The organism is Nostoc sp. DedQUE05 (genome assembly GCF_034530955.1).
GTDB lineage: Bacteria > Cyanobacteriota > Cyanobacteriia > Cyanobacteriales > Nostocaceae > Nostoc.
The window spans coordinates 1-21,825 of record NZ_JAVRCB010000052.1 but is presented as its reverse complement, the minus strand read 5'-3'; the positions used below and the strand labels follow the sequence as shown (position 1 = coordinate 21,825).

24 protein-coding genes are annotated in these 21,825 nt (G+C 40.6%); 14 read left to right on the top strand and 10 right to left on the bottom strand.

What is annotated here, in order from left to right; all coding sequences use genetic code 11:
• The first annotated feature begins 129 nt into the window (after positions 1–129).
• From RMZ42_RS29235 to RMZ42_RS29215, 5 genes are all read left to right on the top strand, one after another.
• Positions 130–432 (top strand): HAMP domain-containing sensor histidine kinase, encoded by a 303-nt coding sequence (locus tag RMZ42_RS29235; RefSeq protein ID WP_322674709.1) that lies wholly within the window; start codon positions 130–132, stop codon positions 430–432.
• Positions 433–661: 229 nt separating this feature from the next.
• On the top strand, positions 662–799 hold the full coding sequence (locus tag RMZ42_RS29230; protein WP_190240853.1) for a hypothetical protein: 138 nt from the start codon (positions 662–664) through the stop codon (positions 797–799).
• Between the two features lie 176 nt (positions 800–975).
• Positions 976–1,422 (top strand): tellurite resistance TerB family protein, encoded by a 447-nt coding sequence (locus RMZ42_RS29225; RefSeq protein ID WP_322674708.1) that lies wholly within the window; start codon positions 976–978, stop codon positions 1,420–1,422.
• Positions 1,423–1,569: 147 nt separating this feature from the next.
• A complete protein-coding gene (locus tag RMZ42_RS29220) occupies positions 1,570–2,925 on the top strand; it encodes a UDP-N-acetylmuramoyl-tripeptide--D-alanyl-D-alanine ligase (protein ID WP_322674707.1) in 1,356 nt (451 codons plus the stop codon).
• Complete coding sequence (locus RMZ42_RS29215) at positions 2,922–3,479, top strand: GNAT family N-acetyltransferase (protein ID WP_322674706.1); 558 nt, start codon at positions 2,922–2,924, stop codon at positions 3,477–3,479. The genes RMZ42_RS29220 and RMZ42_RS29215 overlap by 4 nt, the downstream gene beginning before the upstream one ends.
• Before the next feature lie 141 nt (positions 3,480–3,620).
• Here the strand turns inward: RMZ42_RS29215 and RMZ42_RS29210 are convergent, their stop codons facing one another.
• Positions 3,621–3,950 carry a hypothetical protein gene (locus RMZ42_RS29210; protein ID WP_322674705.1) on the bottom strand — a complete coding sequence of 110 codons (330 nt, stop codon included), beginning with the start codon at positions 3,948–3,950 and terminating at the stop codon, positions 3,621–3,623.
• A 201-nt stretch (positions 3,951–4,151) separates the two neighbouring features.
• Entirely contained in the window at positions 4,152–4,553 is a 402-nt protein-coding gene (locus RMZ42_RS29205) for a fasciclin domain-containing protein (RefSeq protein ID WP_322674704.1), read from the bottom strand.
• Between the two features lie 169 nt (positions 4,554–4,722).
• Between RMZ42_RS29205 and RMZ42_RS29200 the strand changes: the two genes are divergently transcribed.
• A complete protein-coding gene (locus RMZ42_RS29200; RefSeq protein WP_322674730.1) occupies positions 4,723–5,658 on the top strand; it encodes a putative 2-dehydropantoate 2-reductase in 936 nt (311 codons plus the stop codon).
• Between the two features lie 304 nt (positions 5,659–5,962).
• On the top strand, positions 5,963–6,484 hold the full coding sequence (locus RMZ42_RS29195) for a tetratricopeptide repeat protein (RefSeq protein WP_322674703.1): 522 nt from the start codon (positions 5,963–5,965) through the stop codon (positions 6,482–6,484).
• A gap of 15 nt (positions 6,485–6,499) precedes the next feature.
• On the opposite strand, the gene RMZ42_RS29190 is transcribed toward RMZ42_RS29195, so the two are convergent.
• Complete coding sequence (locus RMZ42_RS29190; protein ID WP_322674702.1) at positions 6,500–7,024, bottom strand: GAF domain-containing protein; 525 nt, start codon at positions 7,022–7,024, stop codon at positions 6,500–6,502.
• Between the two features lie 126 nt (positions 7,025–7,150).
• Between RMZ42_RS29190 and RMZ42_RS29185 the strand changes: the two genes are divergently transcribed.
• Together RMZ42_RS29185 and RMZ42_RS29180 are read left to right on the top strand one after the other, a co-directional pair.
• A complete protein-coding gene (locus RMZ42_RS29185) occupies positions 7,151–7,693 on the top strand; it encodes a Uma2 family endonuclease (RefSeq protein WP_322674701.1) in 543 nt (180 codons plus the stop codon).
• A 176-nt stretch (positions 7,694–7,869) separates the two neighbouring features.
• Positions 7,870–8,613: a DUF561 domain-containing protein gene (locus RMZ42_RS29180; protein WP_322674700.1), complete on the top strand. Its 744-nt coding sequence runs from the start codon at positions 7,870–7,872 to the stop codon at positions 8,611–8,613.
• A gap of 112 nt (positions 8,614–8,725) precedes the next feature.
• On the opposite strand, the gene RMZ42_RS29175 is transcribed toward RMZ42_RS29180, so the two are convergent.
• Complete coding sequence (locus RMZ42_RS29175) at positions 8,726–9,874, bottom strand: DegT/DnrJ/EryC1/StrS family aminotransferase (RefSeq protein WP_322674699.1); 1,149 nt, start codon at positions 9,872–9,874, stop codon at positions 8,726–8,728.
• A 327-nt stretch (positions 9,875–10,201) separates the two neighbouring features.
• Here RMZ42_RS29175 and RMZ42_RS29170 point away from each other — a divergent pair, with 327 nt between their 5' ends.
• Together RMZ42_RS29170 and RMZ42_RS29165 are read left to right on the top strand one after the other, a co-directional pair.
• Entirely contained in the window at positions 10,202–10,978 is a 777-nt protein-coding gene (locus RMZ42_RS29170) for an ABC transporter permease (protein ID WP_322674698.1), read from the top strand.
• A gap of 587 nt (positions 10,979–11,565) precedes the next feature.
• Positions 11,566–11,784, top strand: a complete 219-nt coding sequence (locus tag RMZ42_RS29165) for a hypothetical protein (RefSeq protein ID WP_094350008.1) — start codon at positions 11,566–11,568, stop codon at positions 11,782–11,784.
• A 169-nt stretch (positions 11,785–11,953) separates the two neighbouring features.
• Here RMZ42_RS29165 and RMZ42_RS29160 read toward each other — a convergent pair whose 3' ends face one another.
• The 5 genes from RMZ42_RS29160 to RMZ42_RS29140 form a co-directional block, all read right to left on the bottom strand.
• Positions 11,954–12,610: a Uma2 family endonuclease gene (locus RMZ42_RS29160; RefSeq protein ID WP_322674697.1), complete on the bottom strand. Its 657-nt coding sequence runs from the start codon at positions 12,608–12,610 to the stop codon at positions 11,954–11,956.
• Positions 12,611–12,938: 328 nt separating this feature from the next.
• A complete protein-coding gene (gene ftsH3 / locus RMZ42_RS29155; RefSeq protein WP_322674696.1) occupies positions 12,939–14,780 on the bottom strand; it encodes an ATP-dependent zinc metalloprotease FtsH3 in 1,842 nt (613 codons plus the stop codon).
• 139 nt (positions 14,781–14,919) lie between these two features.
• Entirely contained in the window at positions 14,920–15,702 is a 783-nt protein-coding gene (locus RMZ42_RS29150; RefSeq protein ID WP_322674729.1) for an aminotransferase class IV, read from the bottom strand.
• Between the two features lie 26 nt (positions 15,703–15,728).
• Positions 15,729–16,148: a GNAT family N-acetyltransferase gene (locus RMZ42_RS29145; protein WP_322674695.1), complete on the bottom strand. Its 420-nt coding sequence runs from the start codon at positions 16,146–16,148 to the stop codon at positions 15,729–15,731.
• An 80-nt stretch (positions 16,149–16,228) separates the two neighbouring features.
• Positions 16,229–17,014 (bottom strand): hypothetical protein, encoded by a 786-nt coding sequence (locus RMZ42_RS29140; RefSeq protein ID WP_322674694.1) that lies wholly within the window; start codon positions 17,012–17,014, stop codon positions 16,229–16,231.
• A 528-nt stretch (positions 17,015–17,542) separates the two neighbouring features.
• On the opposite strand from RMZ42_RS29140, the gene RMZ42_RS29135 reads away from it, so the two are divergent.
• From RMZ42_RS29135 to RMZ42_RS29125, 3 genes are all read left to right on the top strand, one after another.
• Complete coding sequence (locus tag RMZ42_RS29135; RefSeq protein WP_322674693.1) at positions 17,543–18,052, top strand: hypothetical protein; 510 nt, start codon at positions 17,543–17,545, stop codon at positions 18,050–18,052.
• 106 nt (positions 18,053–18,158) lie between these two features.
• Positions 18,159–18,989: a hypothetical protein gene (locus RMZ42_RS29130; RefSeq protein ID WP_322674692.1), complete on the top strand. Its 831-nt coding sequence runs from the start codon at positions 18,159–18,161 to the stop codon at positions 18,987–18,989.
• Positions 18,986–19,957 (top strand): hypothetical protein, encoded by a 972-nt coding sequence (locus RMZ42_RS29125; RefSeq protein ID WP_322674691.1) that lies wholly within the window; start codon positions 18,986–18,988, stop codon positions 19,955–19,957. The genes RMZ42_RS29130 and RMZ42_RS29125 overlap by 4 nt, the downstream gene beginning before the upstream one ends.
• A gap of 273 nt (positions 19,958–20,230) precedes the next feature.
• On the opposite strand, the gene RMZ42_RS29120 is transcribed toward RMZ42_RS29125, so the two are convergent.
• Complete coding sequence (locus tag RMZ42_RS29120; RefSeq protein ID WP_322674690.1) at positions 20,231–21,448, bottom strand: acetate kinase; 1,218 nt, start codon at positions 21,446–21,448, stop codon at positions 20,231–20,233.
• Between the last annotated feature and the right edge of the window lie 377 nt (positions 21,449–21,825).

Here is a 21,825-nt window from a genome sequence, read left to right as displayed (position 1 = left end):
TTGTTTATCCCATTTCACGAAATACCTGATATATACACCGACGATCGCAATTACCAAGGTAATAGCCTAAATTCTCTGCGAAGATTTGGGAACACTGAATACTGACGTGGTTATAGCTGACATACAGTTATGAAAATTTCTCACAAACTGGTTGCAAGCTTTGTTGGTGTTTCCTTATTCAAAATTGTAATTGATACGGTTGCGATCGCCGACAATGGTTGTGCGATACCTGAAACAGTGCGATCGCGCATTTTTAATCCTTTTTTCACCACGACACCTATCGGCAAAGGTACTGGTATGGGCTTATCCATCAGCTACAAAATAGTCATAGAAAAAAATCGTGGCAAGATATGGTGTGATTCCACACTAGGAGAGGGCACCAAATTTGTGATTGAAATACCAGTTCATCAACCTGAACCAATACCGAGTTGAGACTTCAGGGAAGCAGATGAAGAACCATTGATTATTGACCAATGCCCCATGCCCCATTCCCTTTTTTATAAACTTCATAGAATCTTCAGAAAGAAAAATTTTCAGCGGGGTTCTGAAAGAGCTAAAGTTTTGTTAAGATGCAATTGCTAGCAGTTTCTCAGCGAAATTCACCTATCGGGGTGTGGAGAAATAAAAAGCACAAGCAGCACAAATTCCCAAAGGTGAAGCAATGACCACCTATATTTTTTTCGACGAAGCCTTACGAATGCTGACCAACGCCTATCTGATCTCAGTAGTACTGTTAATGGCAGCTTCTGGTATAGGTCTGGCGGTAATTGAGACAATAGAAAAGACCGGAGAACGCTAAGTTTAAAGATGGCAATGTAGTTCCTGCCAAAAACCTTTGGATACAAGTGTTCGCCGTGAATAAATCCTGGGAACACTAAAGGATGAAAGTCTCAAGCGTCACAGTCTTACCTGTAAATCTACCAAACATACAGGTAACAGTAACGCTATTGGGACTCTAACCAAGGAGCTACTACAATGGGTCTATTCGACGCTGTGTTGGGTACAGATAGCCAAACCCAAGCAGCACTCAATCCAGCGGAAGCTTTTGCTGTCATTATATTGACGGCAACTGCTTCAGACGGTTATCTTTCTGTTGAGCAAACAAATTCTATCATTTCTGTGCTGTCTCGGATGAAACTTTTTAAAAGTTATCCCAATGAAATGATGAACAGGCTGTTTGACAAAATTTTGGGCATTCTCCAAGGCGATGACTTTAATGCTTTGTTTAATGCAGCCAAAGATTCTCTATCTCAAGAGTTGCGGGAAGCAGCCTTTGCAGTAGCTACCGATTTAGTCCTAGCTGAAGGTATTATACCTGAAGAAGAAAAAAACTTCTTAATTGATTTATATCAAGCTTTAGGGGTTTCGAGTGAGATAGCAATACAAATTGTGCAAGTAATCTTGATTAAAAATCGTGCATAGGGCGATCGAACATAACTTGTTATGCCCATTGTCCTTACTTGATTAAACTGTATAAGTAGCTTATAAATAAAGCGTGGCACGGAAGTTAAGCTTCTTTGCCACTATTTTTTGCTTTTATGATTTTGAACTTTAAATTATCAATTGCTTATGCGTTGTTCTGCCACCCTAACCCAACTGGTTGAAGTTATTTTGGCTCATTCTGTAAACTTATCTGAAACTGCTTTAACACAAGTCACTAGCGGTATCCAAACAGATAGCCGTACCTTGAAGCCGGGTGAAGTATTTGTCGCTTTGAGAGGTGATAAGTTTGATGGACATGAATTTGTGCCAACTGCGATCGCAAAGGGGGCAATAGCTGCAATCGTAGATTTTGAATACGAAAATCCTGGTTTTCCTGTACTACAAGTAAAAGATACTCTCAAGGCATATCAAACAATTGCTCGATGGTGGCGCGATCGCTTTAATATTCCTGTAATTGGTGTAACCGGTTCGGTGGGTAAAACTACAACCAAAGAATTGATCGCCGCAGTTTTAGGAACAAAGGGACGAGTTCACAAAACTTATGGAAATTACAACAACGAAATCGGTGTCCCGAAAACTCTCCTAGAACTTGGCACAGAACATGATTACGCCGTGATTGAAATGGCGATGCGCGGTAGAGGACAAATTGCCGAACTGACGCAAATAGCGCGGCCAACAATTGGAGTGATTACCAATGTAGGCACAGCACATATTGAGTTACTAGGTTCCGAAGAAGCGATCGCTGAGGCAAAATGTGAGTTGTTAGTCGAAATGCCTGCTGATAGTGTGGCAATTCTCAACCACGACAATCCTTTATTAATGGCCACGGCGGCGAAATTTTGGCACGGAGAAGTTTTGACTTACGGCTTTTCTGGTGGAGATATTCAAGGGCAGTTAATTGATAACGACCAGGTGGAAGTCGCAGGAATCCAACTACCTCTACCTTTGCCTGGTCGTCATAATGCCACTAATTTCTTGGCAGCTTTAGCAGTGGCAAAGGTTTTAGGGATCGATTGGGCAACCCTCAAATCAGGTGTAATGGTGGATATGCCCACAGGGCGATCGCAGCGATTTACCTTACCCAACGATGTGGTAATCTTAGATGAAACTTATAATGCTGCACCAGAAGCTATGATTGCAGCATTGCAATTATTGGCAGATACACCCGGAAAACGGAAGATTGCCGTATTGGGTGCAATGAAAGAATTGGGAGAGCGATCGCAGCAGTTGCACCAGCGAGTGGGCGAAACAGTACGTAACTTGAATTTAGACGGTTTGTTGGTTTTGGTAGATGGACAAGATGCCGAAGCGATCGCTCTTAGTGCAGAGGGTATTGCATCGGAGTGCTTTGCAACTCATGCCGAGTTGGTGGCTAGATTGAAGACATTTGTGCAAGCAGGCGATCGTTTATTGTTCAAAGCCGCCCATTCCGTGGGACTAGATCGGGTAGTCAGTCAGTTACGTGCAGAATTTCCCAAATGATACCACTAGAAACCAAACGTCTTATACTGCGAGACTTTGTAGAATCAGATTGGCAAGAGGTTCATCAATATGCTGCTGATGCTGAAGTTGTGCGTTACTTGACTTTTGGCCCGAATACTGAAGAAGATACAAAAAACTTTTTGCAAAAAGAGATTTCATTACAAGGCGAAAAACCCCGTCAGCATTTTGCCTTGGCAGTGACTTTAAAACCCCAAAAGCAATTAATTGGTATCTGTCGTATATCCGTTCGGGATACTGACAATCAAATAGGCTCTATTGGATACTCTTTTACTAAGGAATTTTGGGGACAAGGATATGCAACTGAAGCTGTAAAAGCAGTTGTATCATTTGGTTTTCATGAGTTAGGCTTACATCGCATCTTTGCCACTTGTCACCCAGAAAACATTGCCTCAGCAAGAGTTATGCAAAAAATCGGAATGCAGCAGGAAGGGTATTTGCGAGAACACCATTGGATTAAGGGAGAATGGCGAGACTCTTGGCTATATGCCATCCTTGAGCATAAATGGAGAGGCGACAACATAATTCGTAATTGATAATGACGCTCGCAGACTCGCTACCGCTACGCTAACGTAATTCGTAATTTAACTTCATAATTATGAATTACGAATTAGTAATTATTCGATCGAATGATGATTGATTTGCTGAAAATATCATCCATAGATGTCTGATAGACTTCAGTTGGAAAGACTAGGGCTGTTGCTGTAGCGTCTTTGAAAAAGAATTGCTGCAAAATTAGTCACTAAGCAGGTGATTGCTAGCCACATCAAGATATAAGTAGGAGCCATCACCACACCAATCATGAACCAAGTATATACGTGCAGTATCATTACAGAAGCGAAAAAGCTAGCGATTCCAGCAGATTGCCACACTTGAGGCGATGGACGACGTAAGGCAACTAGGCTCATCGTTAAAATTGTGACAAGTAAGTTCGCTGGTACGAGAAATGTACAAATGCTTACGCAGTTGCCACGAGAGAACTCAGCTAAGGTGGTAAAATCGAGCATTAATTTCCTGGGATAGATGTTGGCTTTTTAAGAATTTAATTTATTTTAAAACAACGAAATTTACATTAACATAACAGTGAGTACTCACATTGCAAACATAACACAAACTAAACTTTTGAGTTGCGTTTTGATAGTACCAATAGTTAGTTAATTATAAAGATTTTGGATCGGTAGGGTGGAAAATACCCACCCTAGCCAGAATTAACCTGGTAAAATCACCGTATCGATAACGTGTACCACACCATTATCAGCTTCGATATCTGCTGCTAAAACTGTGGCATTTTTAACTTCAAAACCATCAGAAGAATGAATTTTAATGGGTGAACCTTCCACAGAATTAACCGTACCGAGTTGTGCCAAATCAGCCTCTAGCAGCTTTCCGGGAACGACATGATACTTTAAAATCCGTGTTAGCTGGGGAATATTCTGTAACAAAGTTTGGATAGTTCCCGGTGGTAACTTGGCAAAAGCATCGTCATTTGGTGCAAAAACAGTGAACGGGCCAGGACTTTTTAATGTTTCTACTAAACCAGCAGCTTGTACAGCCGCTACCAGTGTTTTAAACGACTCAGACGTAACTGCAATATCAACAATATCAGCCATATATCTTACCTAAATCTCTGCAAAAGATTTTAAAGGATAATAAACCTATTTTAAGTTTTATTAAACAAAATAAATTTAAAATCAGGTGTTGAATAAACTACACCTAGACGCGTACCCTCGCCAGACATCACCTTATGATGTTTCTAGGAAAATTCCGTTATCTAAAGAAATGTCCGATCGCACGTATGCCATTCTGGGAACTGGAGCATTAGGTGGGTTCTATGGTGCCAGACTGCAAAAAGCTGGGTTAGATGTCCACTTTTTGCTCAAGAGTGATTACGAACAGGTAAAGAAATATGGTTTAGTGGTAGAGTCCAAAGACGGTGACTTTACCCTTCCTGAAGTCCACGCCTACAACGACGTAGAAAAGATGCCACAATGCGACGTGGTGGTGGTGGCACTAAAGACGACGCAAAACCATTTACTACCAAAGATGTTGCCACCTGTAGTTAAAGATAATGGTGTGGTGTTGGTATTACAGAATGGACTTGGTGTAGAAGAGGAAGTTGCTGAAATTGTTGGTAATGTAACGGTTATCGGTGGATTGTGCTTTTTATGTTCTAATAAAGTGGGGCCAGGGCATATACACCACCTAGACTATGGGCAAATTACCTTCAGTGAATATACTCCTAATTATCAGCCTAGTGGGATAACTCAGAGGATGCAGCAAATTGCTGATGACTTTGAAAGCGCTGGTATATCAATTGAATTAGCTGAAGATTTACTACTAGCACGTTGGAAAAAGCTGGTGTGGAATATCCCCTACAATGGGCTTTCTGTGATTCTCAACGCTAGAACTGATGAATTAATGGCGTATGAGTACACCCGCGAGTTAGTTGAACAATTGATGTATGAAGTAGCGGCGGGGGCAAAAAGTTATGGGCGGATTATTAGCGATCGCTTCATTCAAACAATGCTCGATTATACTGTCAAAATGACACCTTACCGCCCCAGCATGAAAATTGACTACGACGAACATCGTCCTTTGGAGATAGAAGCAATTTTCGGCAACCCATTACGGAAAGCCCAAGTAAAGGGTGTGAATTTAATGCAGATTAGCTGTTTATACCACCAGTTGAAGTTTTTAGATGCCAGGGGAAAGTGAGGGAGATTAGGGAGATAGGGGAGCAGGGGAAGCAGGGGAAGCAGGGGCAGAAAATAACTTTTAACTCCTAACTTCCTAACTCCTAACTCCTAACTCCTAACTCCCCCAATTTTTAACGCAGGGATTCAAAAATGACTGCTATTGTCATTAAACACAACAGGATAATTCCCAATGGAAGCAAAAACTGTTGTAAAAGGTATAGCAGTATGGGTATGATTTGTAAGATACCCAAACCACTTGAGAAAACGTAAGCGATCGCAATGCCAAATAGTACCAACAAAAAATATTTTAATGCTGTTTAGCTTTGATAAAATCACGCTATGGTAGCAGAAAAGATGCATTTTATCTTGCTGAAGATGCCTTTTATGCTATGTCATTGTCAAGTAGAGTGACTTTATGGGGAATCGGGCATAGTTTAGTAACTCTCTGCTTAACTTATAAAAATTTAGGTAATCTTAAAAAATCCTTTAAGTTCTGCCAACAAGCTATATTTCATGCCGAAGAAAACAACTTTACCCAGATTAAAGCTAAAGCTATAAGTTGTCTTGCGGAAATTTTTCGAGAGCAGAGAGAATTTACTATAGCAATTTTTCATCATTCAGAAGCAATAGAAATTCTTGAGAAAATCGGCGCTAAATCAGACTTAGCCGAGGCTTATTATCAGTTGGCATTAACTTATAAAAAAATGGGTGAAATTGAGCATAGTCAGGAAAATTTTGTGCAAGCGATGTCTGCGACGGGCTACGCCTACGCACTCTTTAACGAAATGCAAGCACCCAGACAAGTTGAAAAAGTACAAACAGCAATGAAGTATTTTGAAAAATAGTAATAGTATTTGATTTTAACTGACGATTTTCCGGCTAATAGCCTCTCCAATCTCCATCAGTATCTCTTCCTCTTTGGCAGTAAATTCGTAGGGAACTGGCTTTGCAATGCCCAAAGTACCATGCAATTGACCATTCAGCATCAGCGGCACTGCCATAGAACCTTTTACCTTCGTTTCTTTTGCTGAGGGTCTAACCACTCCTGATTCGTCGGTTTGCAGGTTGCAAATCTGTACGGGTCGCTTGCGTTCGGCGGCGACACCAGCCATCCCTTTGCCAGTGGGAATTATCGTCATTTTAGGCAAAAGCAATTCTGGAATGCCTTGGTAAGCCATTAGGTGTAATAACTGGCTGTCTTTATCTAGGGTATGGATGGTAGCTGTAGAGCAATCGAAAGCAGTCAAGATTTCGGTAAGCAGTCGGTTCCAGTCGATGGTAGACCTTTTATCAGTCAAGATAGCAAAAATGGTTTTGGTATCTGAAATCATAGTCGCAGAAAATAAAGTTTGATTGTAAACGCGAAAAATAATTAGGAAATTCATTTAGTAAAATCAATGTACCCTTTCTACATTCCGTAAAAAGTCAAGGTAATTCATGGAGCGATCGCATCTGGAAAGGTCTGTTGTCTCCATAATATAAATACAAGGCGTGCGATCATTAGAGGTTTTATGTCCCTAACGCTTGAAGACTTGGAACAAATGCAGCAACAGCATCCCGACTTCCGCATGGAACTAGTCAAGGGTAATATTATTGTTTCGAGTCCATCTGGATACGAATCAGATGAAGTTGCAGCTGAAATGGTAGCCCAGCTACGTAACTGGGTTAGACCGCGCAAACTGGGGCGAACAGCAGCTTCTAGCGCCGGTTTCAGGTTGCCTAATTCCGATTTGCGCGCACCGGACGCTTCATTTGTTTTAGCCGAACGCTTACGTCGTAGTCCCAAGTCTTTTGCTCAATTGGCTCCCGATTTGACTGTAGAGGTGAAGTCCCCTAGCGATAATTTAGAGGATCTGAGAGCCAAAATTCAAGAATTTCTGAGTTTGGGAACTAAGGTAGGAATTTTGCTCAATCCAGATGAGCGGATTGTTGAAGTTTACAACTTTGGACAAGAGCCAATAATACTTCATGATGGCGATATTTTAACAGTTCCCGAACTGCTCCCAGGATGGGAAGTACCAATTGCAGATTTGTGGCCTCCAGAGTTTGACTAGGATAGTGGTAAAAACCCTACAGACTTAAATCGCTTTCAGTACAGATGGCAAAATTTTGATTAGTGGCAATAAAGATAAAATTATCAATATTTGGCAACTACCATACTGATTTAGTCTCTCATCAACATGAGGGACGGTAGAATATACCTAATTTTCGTAGCTTCAAAAGCCAAACTATGACGATGCATTCCACACTCCAACGTGCATTTACTAACCGCCGCGTTCTCAAAGTGATTAGCGGCTTGAATAACTTCGACGCCACTAGCGTCGCTGCTACAGTCAAAGCTGCTGAATTAGGCGGTGCTACTTTTGTCGATATTGCCGCCGATGTAGCCTTAGTCCAACTAGCTAAAAGTTTGACAATTTTACCGATTTGTGTATCAGCAGTAGAGCCAGATAAATTTGTACAAGCAGTGGCAGCTGGTGCTGATTTAATTGAAATCGGGAATTTCGATTCCTTTTATGCTCAAGGACGCCGTTTTGAAGCTCCAGAAGTGCTAGCACTGACTAAGCAAACTCGCGCTCTTCTCCCGGAAATCACCCTATCTGTCACCGTTCCCCACATCCTGGAACTAGATCGACAAGTACAGCTAGCAGAAGAATTGGTGAAAGCTGGAGCAGACATTATCCAAACCGAAGGCGGTACTAGCAGTAACCCAGTTCACCCCGGAACTCTAGGATTAATTGAAAAAGCTGCTCCCACCTTGGCAGCAGCTTTTGAGATTTCCCGTGTAGTGTCAGTGCCCGTATTGTGTGCTTCCGGCATTTCTAACGTTACCGCACCATTAGCGATCGCGGCTGGTGCTGCTGGTGTTGGTGTTGGTTCCGCCATCAACCAACTCAATAGCGAAGTCGCCATGATTGCCGCTGTGCGTGGACTAGTAGAAGCCTTAGCAACTGCAAATGCAGTAATTAAGTGAGTTAAGAGTTAGGAGTTAAGAGTTAAGAGTTATGAGTTATGAGTTGAAGGAACTTATTCATTTCTAACTTCTAATTTCAAACTCCTAACTTCTAACTCCTAACTCCTAACTTCTAACTCATAACTTCTTTCAACGCATAAATCACCTGGTCTTGCTGCTGTTGTGTCAGTTCTGGGAACATAGGCAAGGATATAACCTCATGACAAGCTTGCTCTGCTATTGGTAAGTCCCCAATTTCATAGCCCAGACTTTGATAAACTGGCTGCAAATGTAAAGGGTGGGGGTAGTAAATCATTGAACTCACGCCCTGTTCTTGCAATTGACTACGCACCCAATCTCTGTATTTGGCACTGGAACCATTGCGCCCTTCGCCGGATATACGAATAGTGTATTGATTCCATACCCCGATACCCCCAGGTAATTCTTGCGGCGGGACAATCCCCGGAAGTTGACTGAGGAACTGATAGTAATAGTTGGCAATATCTCGGCGGCGATCGTTCCAAATATCCAAATAACGTAGCTTAATCTGCAAAATGGCTGCTTGGAGAGCATCTAATCGGCTATTTACACCGATTTCTTCGTGTAAATATCGAATTTTACTACCATGATCTCGTAGTATTCGCAGTTTAGTGGCGATCGCTGGATCGTTAGTCGTTATTGCTCCACCATCGCCGCAACCACCAAGATTTTTGGTAGGATAGAAACTAAAGCAACCAATATGTCCAATACTTCCGACTTTTTCACCGGCCCAAATCGCGCCTGTAGACTGAGCGCAATCTTCAATTATGGACAAATTGTGAGACTGAGCGATCGCCATTAATGATGTCATATCCACAGGTTGTCCAAAGAGGTGAACTGGGATAATCGCTTTGGTTTGGGGTGTAATCGCTGCTGCAACTTGCTCTACATCTAAATTAAACGTAGTCGCGTCAATATCAACGAAAACAGGCTTTGCACCGACGGCGCTAATTACTTCAGATGTTGCAATAAAGGTAAAAGGCGTTGTAATCACTTCATCGCCTGCACCAATGTCCAAGACTCGTAACGCTAAGTAGAGCGCATCAGTACCAGAATTACAAGCCACACATTCAGTAACAGTATTATAAGCGGCAAATTGTTGTTCAAAGCCTTCGACTAAGGGGCCGCCGATATAGCGGCCGGAAGCCAAAACCTCTAAAACAGCCGCACTTACTTCTGCTTCAATGGTGGTGTATTGCTGCTTGATATCAAAGGCAGGGATGGGATTTACACTTTGGATCATGAGTTCTCATTTTATCGGGAGATACAAAGGATGCACTTCGACAGTCAATTTTTGCTGATTGAATTGTTAATCAAAGAGGAGCTACTAAAAGACTATCGCCCAAGATACGCATCTATTAGGGTTTTTACTTAAATTGTGGTGCAGTAAACCACCGCACATTTAATTTACAGATAGTAGGCATACTAGGTGTTTGCCATGTTAAGGTCGTACCATTTGGAATTTTGAATTGATGAAAGTGATATATATCAACCAAGATCCAACACATCGGATCAAAGTTCCTCTTGTGTAGACTGCTTGGAGAAGAAAACATTAGGAAATAGAGAACCCATGCAGGATCTGATCAAGCTGGATTTCGTGGATTTAGCTATAGCTGTGGGATTGATGGCGATCGCCATTGGTTTATCTGCCTGGGAAAAATTAGGATTAGAGTTGAACTTAGCCCTTGCTACTGGGAGAACCATCTTACAACTTCTTGTATTGGGATACATTTTAGATTTCATCTTGGCTTTAGACAATGCTTGGGCAGTTTTGGCGCTATTAGCAATAATGCTGACAATTACGGCGATTGTCGCACGAAATCGCATTACTCCAAAAATTCCTCATTTATTGCCTTTGGTGTGGGGTGCAATTTTAATTAGTACCGCCGTGACAGTGTTTTACATCAACTTCTTAATCGTTCAACCAGAGAGATGGTACGAACCACAGTATATAATTCCCCTAGCAGGGATAGTCTTAGGTAATGCTACCAATGCAGCGGCGATCGCAGGCGATCGCCTTGTCAGCACCATTAATTCCAGCCATCTCGAAATAGAAACCCATTTAAGCTTAGGTGCAACTCCACAGCAAGCAGTTAGTCAATATCGCAAAGACGCCATCAAAGCCGGATTGATTCCTACTCTCAATCAAATGATACTCATAGGTATGGTCGCAATACCAGGAATTACCACCGGACAGTTATTAGCTGGTGTCAAACCTCTAGATGCTGTCTCCTACGAAATTTTGATTATGTTTATGGTTGCTTTTGCTAATTTGTTGACAACAGTTTTAGTCACGAAAGGGTTGTGTCGTCAATTTTTTAATTCCGCCGCGCAGTTGGTGAGGTGAAGAGTACTGAGTAGGGTAAAGGGCAATACTTTTCGGTTAAGGGGGAAAGGTGAAAGGGAAAGGGTTTGATATTTACCTTTACCCCTTGGCCTTTAACCTTTTCCCAGCCCAAAAGAGAGATTGTTGGATTTATCCGAAAAGTATTGGGGTGAAGGGATTAATCTACTCCAAAATAAGTATTTCATTTCCTTGTAGGGGCGCATAGCTAGCTGCGCGCCCCTACGAAGTCTCTACAGAATTGAAATATAAAGATATTTTGCAAACGCATCTATCCTATGAAGTATTTTATGCAAAGCATAAATAAATATTTATATGGTTATTTAAAAATCATGTAATTTCAGTATTCAAACCTGACGCTGTAAAGCTGAGAACTCAACCTATTGCCGTCTATCGGAGGTAACAGAACCAAAAGAGGAATGTCATCATTAGGAGATGTCCCTTTAGGTAGGGATGTCAAGTAGGTGAAATATTTATTAATATTGTTAATAGATAGTAAATCTAAATTCAGCGTCAGGAATCGGAAAAAATTCCTAATGGCAGGTATTGAGCATCAATCACCGGATTGTTCACCAACGGAACAGAAGATTATGAAAGATCAAAAACGATCGGACTCTAAAGAATTTGTCGGAAATCTCAAGAATGGGATTTGGCTATTTGGCCTGTCATCTTGGGTATTTGGCATTACCGATCGCAGCATTGCTTCATTTGCAGATGGCTATCTATCTGCTTTGGATTTGACACAACTATTTACGGCAGCTACATTCTTTGTGGCATGGCTATTTTTGAAACCGACATCTAGAGTTTAAGTTAACCAACTGATTAGTATCCAGTCACTTTTGATGCTAGTCCGATCGAGATTTAGAAAGTTATCTATTTGATGCCATAAGGGGTGTGCGACAGAATGCATAAATTATTTTGCAGCGATCGCAATCAAGGTAATTCGTAAAATCTCCGAGTTACCCTGATTTCGAGTGATTACGGGAGAGAATCAGGATCGATACCAAGTTCGCGTAACCTCTGTGCCAACATTTGGGCACGTTCTTCTGGCGTTAGTAAACGTCGTTCTTGCTCGTTATACCAGTACAGCCACTCTCGCGTGATACCGTGATATACTCCTCGTTCTATGCCAATTCCCAAACCTACCTCTGGTAGCCAAACAGGATTTCCTGACAGCAATTGATACTCGTTATTGACTAATTTATAGACCTCTAAGTGTTGCTTGCGGCGGCGAGTAGGATTATAAACAACATAGTACAAGACTTTGAGCTTTGCGTACTCGTTTTTTTTGGTAGTGTATTCCCCGCGATAAGTTTGAGATACTACTTCCAGTGCCAATATAGGAACTTTTTCTTCTTCCCAAATTGCATAACTTAGACGCAGGTTTTCATCAAAAAATCGCTCGACTCCCAGGCTTAAAAATGCATCTGGCACTATCGCTGGTAGATTGGGGTCATAGTAAACAGCCATATCAGCCCCGAAAAACCAGTCCATTCGATCTGCCCATGCCATTGCCAGTACGGCTTTAAGTAAACTAGGAATTAAGTCTTGTAGTTCATTATCCACAGGGGTATCGTCAGAGTCGGGCAGTTCCTCAGAGGAGGGCAAGCAAGCTAATGGATTGTACTCTAACATAATGGGTTCGGGGATTTTTTCACAATCCAGACTTCTTAAATTGTAGCTAGATTGTATCTTTTACCTTGTGAAGTCAAAGTTATAGCTCTTTTGATTTTGGTGTATCTAAAAAAATTTTTCTAATTTTCCGGAACTGATTATAGTCACGTGGTAGTCTTTATCATCAGATTAGCGTTAGCGATTTATACTGAAACTTTATAACGAACCTCCGGGGAATATAACCCCATTACGGTAAAAGCCCGATCGTGAAGACCGGGCTTTTGCCATTAACTCCTAACTCTTGTAAAGACGCGATGAATCGCGTCTCTACTCCTAACTATTCATTAAATTAGGCAAACGCAGCAGTTGTCACATCGTTGTTCGACAGAATTTCTTGCAACTCTTCAGCATCTACTGTTTCTTTATCAACCAGCATTTGCGCTAGCTGATCTAGAATGTGGCGATTGCCCACTAACACTTCTTTAGCGCGTGTATAGGCTACATCTACAAGTTTGCGAACTTCTTCATCAATAGCAGCAGCGGTTTCTTCAGAAAAATCGCGCTCTGACATGATATCGCGTCCGAGGAACATGTTACCTTGTTGACGACCAAGAGCAACAGGGCCTAAGCGATCGCTCATCCCAAATCGAGTAATCATTTGACGCGCAACACGGGCTACTTGTTGGAGGTCATTAGAAGCACCAGTGGTAACTTCTTCTTCACCAAAGATTAATTCTTCAGCAAGCCGACCACCCAAAGCCACAGCCATCTGATTTTCCAGATAAGCGCGGCTGTATAAACCTGTGTCCATCCGGTCTTCGCTGGGGGTAAACCAAGTTAAACCACCTGCACGACCGCGAGGAATGATGCTAATTTTTTGTACTGGGTCATAGTCTGGCATCAAAGCACCAACTAAAGCGTGACCAGCTTCGTGATAAGCTACCAAGGTTTTGCGCTTTTCGCTCATTACCCGGTCTTTCTTTTCTGGCCCAGCTAATACGCGGTCGATCGCGTCGTTGATTTCGTCCATCGAAATTTCAGTCAAATTCCGGCGTGCTGCCAGAATTGCGGCTTCATTCAACAGGTTGGATAAATCTGCGCCAGTAAATCCAGGGGTACGACGGGCGATTTTATCCAAGTCCACATCTTTCGCCAAGGTCTTACCACGGGCGTGTACCTTGAGGATTTCGCTGCGTCCAGCGTAGTCGGGACGGTCTACCACAACTTGACGGTCAAAGCGACCAGGACGCAACAGGGCTGCATCTAGAACATCAGGACGGTTGGTAGCGGCAATAATGATGATGCCAGTGTTACCTTCAAAACCATCCATTTCTGTAAGCAACTGGTTGAGGGTTTGTTCCCGCTCATCGTTACCACCACCTAAACCTGCACCCCGTTGACGACCTACGGCGTCAATTTCATCGATGAAGACGATACAAGGAGCATTGGTCTTAGCTTGTTCAAATAAATCGCGGACGCGGGATGCACCCACACCAACGAACATTTCCACAAATTCTGAACCGGAGATTGAGAAGAAGGGTACACCTGCTTCACCAGCTACGGCACGAGCTAGGAGGGTTTTACCTGTACCAGGAGGGCCAACTAACAATACACCTTTAGGAATTTTTGCACCAACGGCGGTAAAGCGATCGGCGTTTTTCAAAAAGTCTACGACTTCGTTTAATTCCAACTTAGCTTGGTCAATACCAGCGACATCGCCAAATGTCACCTGAGTTTGTGGTTCCATTTGCACTCTGGCTTTGGATTTGCCAAAGTTCATTGCTTGGCTACCTGGGCCACTTTGAGCGCGACGTAGTAAGAAGAATAAGCCAACCAAAAGCAATACAGGGAAAAATAAGCTGCTCAGTGCCTTAAACCAAAATCCTTCGTCGGTTTGGGGCAAAACAGAAATATCAACGCCTTTAGAAGTCAGAGTATTAATCAAGTCTGGATCGTTGACTAAGGTCACAATCCGTTTATTTCCGTCATATTTGGCTGTAACCAATGCTGTAGAGCGGTCTGCACTCAAACTGACTTTTTCTACTCTGCCTTGCTGAACTTCTTGAATAAAGCGACTGTATCGCCATGTTTCTCTGCTTTGGGGTTGTTTGTCAAAAAATGCTGTTCCCAGCGCAATTACGACAATAAACAGCAGCGCGTACAGCCCTGCATTTCTCCATCTTTTATTCACTAAGGTCTATCCTCCGGTACTTTTTGCGCGTTAGCTTTCAGCGGGTGCTTTGCGCCATCGCCTAGCGTCTGCGATCGCAAATGTGATTATTAAGAATTATGTTAACTTATCTTAAGATATAACAAATTTGGCGTGGTTGTCATGCTAAAAAAAGCTCCCTTATTAGCTGAAAACTATCATGGTAGGGATTACATTGTAGCGACCCTGAAGGCAGATGAACTGTATGAATGGGAATAATTTCTACCACACTATTAGTGTAAGCGATCGCTTCAAATCTCTGGACTAGCTCGACGCTCCAAGTTTCTTCTCGCACTGGCTGCTGGTGGTTTTGCAACCAGTTTACAAGTTGCGATCGCCCAATTCCCGGTAAAATTCCGGCTGTCAACGGTGGCGTGTACCAACTGCGATCGCACCATCCCCAAAGGTTGCCTGTACTGGTTTCTAGCCAATTTCCCTGAGCATCGACTAATATTGCTTCTTGAGCATCTGAGCTAGTTTTTGCCAACCAAGCACTCAAATAATTTCCAGTTTTATGAGAGGGGAGCGAGCGAGAAAATTCTGAACTGGCAACAGCGCACGAAATACCATTCTTTTGTTTTTCTGTCAAATCTTGCGGTAAGAATCTCCCAGTTATCCATTCTCGTCCATCGGGAAAGAGGGTGATTCTGAGAACGGGGAAGTGTGCCAGAAGAATTTGAGCGCCTTGACGCAGACGCTTCCAATCGGGTTGTTGCCAGCCAAAAAATTGTATTGAGAAAAGTAAGCGATCGCAATGTGCTTGCCAATTAGTTAAATTACTATCTAGGGAGTTCTGATAAACCCGCAGTGTTGTAAAAACAGTTGCCCCATAAAGTAAACCCGGATCGTTAATGTTTAATTCTAGGGTTTGAGAGTGAATTAATTTGCCGTCATACCAAAAAATATTTGTCACAACCAAAGTGCTTGTTGCTACAACTCCATTGAAAAGTGATGACTTGTAATATTCATACGCTGCATGAGATAAAACCTGTGGGCTGCAAATCGCTGAACACCAGAATCTAGACTCAGGTGTTTACACTCATGATTTCTGGCATATTCAATTAGCCACTGAAATAATTGTTGACCATAGCTATGCGAGCGTTTCAACTCATCAACAACTAAATCATCAATGTATAAAAATTTTCCCAATGCTAAACAATTAGAAATACGAAATCCAGCGATCGCTACAGCTTGCTTTTCTACCTCCAAGAATGCAAGTTGATATCCTTCTTTCATTTGATATCGAACTTTTTCTACAAAATTATCCTGCTCAAGGTGCGGGCGCAACTGAGAAATAACAGGAAAACACCCTAATATTTGAAAGTCAGATTCTGCCAATTGTATTGACATCAGTATTACCCTACTCAATCCTACATGAGAAACTTGTAACTTATTGAGTGAATCTAATCCTCGATTAGACTTGCAATAATTTAATCTTTAGGGGGAAATATAATTTTATTAGTCCCTTCAGGAGTTGTAATTATTTTTCCTCCCAAAGCTTCGATTTCCCTAATTGCGCGTTTTTGAGTTCTCTCATCAGCATGATTATTTAAAACCATTGACCATGTAGAAATTTGAGCATATTTACTATTAGGATTTCGACTCAGAAATTCCGCAGTTCTTTGGGAAGTATTAGCTATAAGTTGACTCTCTGGATCTGAAAATTTACTTGCCCAGTTTGCCGCCGTTGCAAAAGACTGTCGCGCAGCTTTAGCGTTGCCTAAAAATAATAACTCATCAACTCCTTTATAACGCCATATATAATAAGACTTTTTGGGAACTGAGGGAGATATTGATTTTAAGCCTTTCTCTGATATTGCGATCGCCCGTTCTGGCATACCAGCATATAATGAAGTACTGATCGAAAGACTGTGATAGGCTGCTAAAAATCGCGGGTCACGTTCTAGAATAACTTCAAAATATTCTGGACTTAAACTGTAACCTGTTTTATCCCGAATTTCATCATCTCCAAAATATTGGAGGAAATTGAGATATACCAAATCTGCAACAAAGTTATCATAACCAAAACTAGGTGTTTTTTTGAGAAAATTTAGACGGATATTTTCAGCTTTTATTTCTTTTTTTAAACTTTCTAAAGAGGCAGATTGTTTTCTATTTATTAGTTTTTGCAATTGGGGGAATTGAATCAAGCCAACTCCTAAAATACACATAGAAATTAAACAAGGTGTAGCAAAGGCTTGACGAGATAACAACATATTTTCCTTGGCTTTGCGATCGCAGTCATATCATTGTATACACAGTGGTATAAAAAAAGTCAGTCATAGTCGTGCGTCTAAGCTTTGCTTGGTAAGATCAAAAAGTTGATTTAAATAAACTAATTTTATTATTTAGTGCTTATTAATATTTTAGATTTATCTTTGCTTTAAAATATATTTACGTATTCTTTGTATAAAAGCAAGATTGAATTTATACTGATTTGAAGGAAACGTCCAAAAGCTAATTAAATAATTATTTCAGAATCACGCTACATAGGACAATGGGGAAACCCTACGATAGTGCTGGATTCACTGCAACGCAGTTATTCCAAAATCTAAAATGGTATTATTCTTTTTCTAAGATAAATTTTGCTCTAGGAAATCATAATTTTTTTTAGTAAAAATTTATAAAATATTAAGTTGTTTTGACTTTAATTACTTTTTTGTAGTAAAAGCCTGAAAACTTTTGACATCACCTATAGTTGTATCTTGTTTATATTTAAATCTGTCTGTAACCTCTAAAACATCATGGTGAATAATACTCTTAATGAAAACACAGAAACTAATGGTCAAGCCATAGAAAATTCGGAAAACAATAGTCAATATAGCAAACCAAGTAGTGAATTTAAAATCAAAGTTAAGAAGCTGAATAGTAATAAAGAAGGATTCAATATTGATGAAATTATTGATGCTATTCAAACAGCAATAGTTGAAGTTATCGAGCTAGAAATTACCACTTGGGTTCCAGAATCATCTACTCCCTTAGAAGAATTACAAGGGCAGCAAATTGCTCAACCAGGTAATCGAATACGCACTACAATCAATCTAATTGATGGTGATATAACTAATGAAGTTGGTAGTCAATTTGTTGGGAGCGGGCCATATACAGAACTTCGCGAATTTCATCTAACTCAAATCAAAGAAAGTCGGGAAATTATGCAAAAAAATATAGAAAGTTTGCATAAGCTGTATGGATTTTTTATAGAAATTATGAAATCTCGTAAAACTTCACAACAATCGCTATCTCGTCCACAGTAATTATTAATATTAATTAATAGTTAGTAAATCTAAAATACCTACAGAATAGGAATTTATCCAAACCTGTAGGTTAATTTGCTTTAAATAAATCAAGAAAATTATGACTATGCCTAACAAAATTCAAGAACAAGCCAAAGATTTGCTAGAGAAAGTAGTCTCATCTGTACATGAATTAGTTGATGATATTACAGCTTTAGAAATAAATACAATGGTTGTGGATCAAATTACTGGTGCAAAGTTTAATGCTTGGCAAGCGTATGAAGAGATTTATTCAATAAATGACAAAGACTACTTTGATGTCAAAGGAATTCCAAATCCAGACGATTTACCAGAACCAGAAAAAACTCAAGCTCAAGAATTACGCAAGCGTTATACAAGTCTATTTTCGCAACTTGAAAGAGAATATTTTTACATTCTCCTAGAAAAAAGTAATGAGAGTAGTGAGCCAGATTCCAGAATAATCCAATATCAAGAGCGTCTTAAATATCAGGTGGAACATAAAGCGAATATTCTTCCAACTGACGAGGTATACATAAAGTTAGCTCGACCAATATTGCCTGCTCCCACTCCTGTTGCAGATCGAGAAGAAAATAATCTAAAAAGTTTGCAGCAAAGATGGAAAGAGATTGAAGAACTTTTAAATAATGATAAATTTATTCGTACTTTGCGGAAAATGTCTGAACTAAAAGCGGCACTTAATAGCGGCAATATTACCACCGTAGATATTGATGTTATTTATGCTCAAACTGTTATGCAATTAGATGGAGATATTATTAGTCGTTATCATAAAAAGCTATTTCAATTACCTGAAGGAGATAGAGATTTAATTCTAAAAATACATAATGAAGGGGTAGTTGCTGGAGAGAAACAGTGGCGTGGAACACTAGATTTTCTGATTGGTATTGTACAAAATATCGCAAAATTATCCCGACAATGAACGCCGAACAAACACACACAGATAACGAAGTTGATGTTCAACTCTCTTTCTTTGTACAAATACCTCAAGGCACTCCTATTGAACTTAAAATTAAGGTTGAACCAGGACAGTATACTTTTTATCTAAATAAAACCGTTTTAAAACAAATTGAAGAAGCACGAGAAATAGGCTGCTCTTTATACATTCCACCAAAATTACTAGCTTATCTTTGGTACTACAATTGTTTTAGCGATAAAATTTGCTTTAGTACTAACACTACGTTATACACTCAATTAGTAGTTAATAAAAAAAACTTTAAAATATTTGACAATACTTTTATCGTAAATTTTATCAAATTATTCTGGAGTAAAGCATTACAAAATAAATCGAAATTACAGTATGGACTTACTTTTAATTCTTATTATAGAGAAGATACATCAGCTTTATATTTTTGGAAAGAACAAGATATTATTTTACAAAGCAATATCTTATTTTATGGCGACATAATTCACAAAATTAGGAGTGATGTTATCCAAAATCCTCAGTGTTTAAATATTGTTTCTGTTCATTATTGGCTTATTGAACAAATACTAAGCTGTCTTCGGAGTAAATTAAATCTGCTAGTTTGGGAGATAGCTTCTCTCTTTCCTGCTGGTTTTCTAGTTTACAATCTTCATCCAGCAAATTGGATGCTAGTAATATTTGCTTGGTTAGGGTTAACTATATTATTTGCTACTACTCGCTATATAGTTGTTAATCAACTTCAAAGTCGTACTTCCATAAACTCTAAATTTATAAATAGCTTGATATGGACGCTGATTTGTTTCATTCCTAGTGTTGTTGCTACTACTAGCTTTAGTAACATTACTGGCTTATTATTACCGCTTTTTTCACTGATCGCCCCAAAACTTGTAAAGTACATTTTAAGCTTTACATGGGGGCGAGTTGTTAAATTGATTATGCGTCCCTTATTAAGAAATTTCAATTAAATAAAATCCTTTTAACTCTCTTTTTTTCACTATCGCTAGAGTAAAATCCAAAATTCTTACTCAGAATTGAGCTTTGAATATTGTCTCCCGAAAGTGATTAATCAGAATTCAGAATTCTGAATTCTGAATTCTGAATCGGCTACGCCCCGGTGCGCTAAAAGAATTAGAATAATCTCTCTGTCTAGCTTTAAGACCTAAATACTGTACAACACTTTCCTTGAAATCTGCTGCAATTTAGCTAACTTCTAAAAGGGGTTGGCTTTTTGATGATTTTTACTTTGTTAATATTTGCCAACAATGTCCGGCGATCGCCCAATCTTCTTGAGTATGTATGACTAATACTCTCACTGTTGAGTCAGGTGTGGCAATATCTTTATCTACAGGCTGCTGTTGATTTTTCTCAAGGTCTATTTTCAGTCCAATAAATCCAAAGGCTTCACAGGCGGCTTGGCGAATTTCCGCAGAGTGTTCACCTACACCTGCTGTGAATACTAAAGCATCTAATCCCCTCAAACTAGCAAGCATTGCGCCAATACCAGAACGCAAGCGATGTACGTAGATATCCCACGCCAGTTGAGCGCGAGAATTACCTTGAGCCATCGCTTCTCTGACTTCACGCATATCGCTAGATACACCCGAAATTCCTTTTAACCCAGAAGCTTTATTTAGTAACTCATCCAACTTTTCGATAGAGTAATTGCAGTGTCGCAACAGATAAATCAAAATCCCCGGATCGACTGAACCAGAACGGCTACCCATCATTAATCCGTCTAAGGGCGTGAATCCCATAGTAGTATCAATACTGCGACCGTTTTTAATCGCTGCTAAAGAGCATCCATTCCCCAGATGGCAGATAATTAATCGCTTAGGTGCAACATCTCGACCGAGAATTTGGACAGCACGTTGAGAACAGTATTGGTGACTAATACCATGAAACCCATAGCGGCGAATACCTTGCTCTACCCACTGATACGGGCCTGGATAAATTGCTGCTGCATCGGGTAAAGTGGCGTGAAATCCGGTATCAAACACTGCTACTTGAGTGACATCTTTTAGGATGTGTTCAATTGCTTCTATGCCTTCCAAAGCAACTGGATTATGTTCGGGAGCAAGATTAGACAGATCGGCGATCGCTTTTTTGACATCTTCGGTAATTACTACACTATCTCGATAATCTTCTCCACCGTGTACGATCCGATGCCCTACCACATCGATTTCTGACAAGCGATCGATTACCTTGGTGGCATCACGATCGAGTGTATTGAGCATATAGGTGAAGTGCGCCTGTGGGGAATCACCAGAGATTGATTTTTGTAGCGTTCCACCCGTAGCAGTTTTCACCTCAATTTCTGCCACACCCCGATCTTGAGTCCAGTTGATTTTTCCTTCCCAAAGGGGTTGGGGTGCTTGGGTGGGCAGAGTTTCACCTGCAATTTCGTACAAACAACTCTTTTGGCTGCTCGATCCGGCATTTAGCACCAATATTTTCATAGTGACAACACAAAAAGACGATCTCTTTTGATCGTGTCACTAATTCTAGCTTCATGCTTAGTACAGTCTTGCGTAAAAGCGTAGCCTTAACAATATGTGAGTTCGACAGACCTCTCCCAGACAGCCTCGCTCTCCTAAAAGGCGAACGCGTTGCGTCTCCTGGTAGGAGAGGGAGGAGTAATGAGTAAGGAGGGTTTTTACTCCCCTCTCCTACCAGGAGAGGGGCTGGGGGAGAGGTCAAAATAGCACTCGTCGAACTCATGTTAACAATACAAGCCGATGCATTAACAAGGCGGCCGTTGCATTAACAATACAAGCTGACGTATTAACAAGGCCGCGGCCGCATTCACAATACAAGCCGATGTATTAACAAGGCC

Bases quoted from the DNA above. Each gene is read 5' to 3' on its own strand.
- RMZ42_RS29235 (WP_322674709.1), top strand. From the start codon at position 130: ATGAAAATTTCTCACAAACTGGTTGCAAGCTTTGTTGGTGTTTCCTTA.
- RMZ42_RS29230 (WP_190240853.1), top strand. From the start codon at position 662: ATGACCACCTATATTTTTTTCGACGAAGCCTTACGAATGCTGACCAAC.
- RMZ42_RS29225 (WP_322674708.1), top strand. From the start codon at position 976: ATGGGTCTATTCGACGCTGTGTTGGGTACAGATAGCCAAACCCAAGCA.
- RMZ42_RS29220 (WP_322674707.1), top strand. From the start codon at position 1,570: ATGCGTTGTTCTGCCACCCTAACCCAACTGGTTGAAGTTATTTTGGCT.
- RMZ42_RS29215 (WP_322674706.1), top strand. From the start codon at position 2,922: ATGATACCACTAGAAACCAAACGTCTTATACTGCGAGACTTTGTAGAA.
- RMZ42_RS29210 (WP_322674705.1), bottom strand. From the start codon at position 3,950: ATGCTCGATTTTACCACCTTAGCTGAGTTCTCTCGTGGCAACTGCGTA.
- RMZ42_RS29205 (WP_322674704.1), bottom strand. From the start codon at position 4,553: ATGGCTGATATTGTTGATATTGCAGTTACGTCTGAGTCGTTTAAAACA.
- RMZ42_RS29200 (WP_322674730.1), top strand. From the start codon at position 4,723: ATGTCCGATCGCACGTATGCCATTCTGGGAACTGGAGCATTAGGTGGG.
- RMZ42_RS29190 (WP_322674702.1), bottom strand. From the start codon at position 7,024: ATGAATTTCCTAATTATTTTTCGCGTTTACAATCAAACTTTATTTTCT.
- RMZ42_RS29185 (WP_322674701.1), top strand. From the start codon at position 7,151: ATGTCCCTAACGCTTGAAGACTTGGAACAAATGCAGCAACAGCATCCC.
- RMZ42_RS29180 (WP_322674700.1), top strand. From the start codon at position 7,870: ATGACGATGCATTCCACACTCCAACGTGCATTTACTAACCGCCGCGTT.
- RMZ42_RS29175 (WP_322674699.1), bottom strand. From the start codon at position 9,874: ATGATCCAAAGTGTAAATCCCATCCCTGCCTTTGATATCAAGCAGCAA.
- RMZ42_RS29170 (WP_322674698.1), top strand. From the start codon at position 10,202: ATGCAGGATCTGATCAAGCTGGATTTCGTGGATTTAGCTATAGCTGTG.
- RMZ42_RS29165 (WP_094350008.1), top strand. From the start codon at position 11,566: ATGAAAGATCAAAAACGATCGGACTCTAAAGAATTTGTCGGAAATCTC.
- RMZ42_RS29160 (WP_322674697.1), bottom strand. From the start codon at position 12,610: ATGTTAGAGTACAATCCATTAGCTTGCTTGCCCTCCTCTGAGGAACTG.
- RMZ42_RS29145 (WP_322674695.1), bottom strand. From the start codon at position 16,148: ATGTCAATACAATTGGCAGAATCTGACTTTCAAATATTAGGGTGTTTT.
- RMZ42_RS29140 (WP_322674694.1), bottom strand. From the start codon at position 17,014: ATGTTGTTATCTCGTCAAGCCTTTGCTACACCTTGTTTAATTTCTATG.
- RMZ42_RS29135 (WP_322674693.1), top strand. From the start codon at position 17,543: ATGGTGAATAATACTCTTAATGAAAACACAGAAACTAATGGTCAAGCC.
- RMZ42_RS29130 (WP_322674692.1), top strand. From the start codon at position 18,159: ATGCCTAACAAAATTCAAGAACAAGCCAAAGATTTGCTAGAGAAAGTA.
- RMZ42_RS29125 (WP_322674691.1), top strand. From the start codon at position 18,986: ATGAACGCCGAACAAACACACACAGATAACGAAGTTGATGTTCAACTC.
- RMZ42_RS29120 (WP_322674690.1), bottom strand. From the start codon at position 21,448: ATGAAAATATTGGTGCTAAATGCCGGATCGAGCAGCCAAAAGAGTTGT.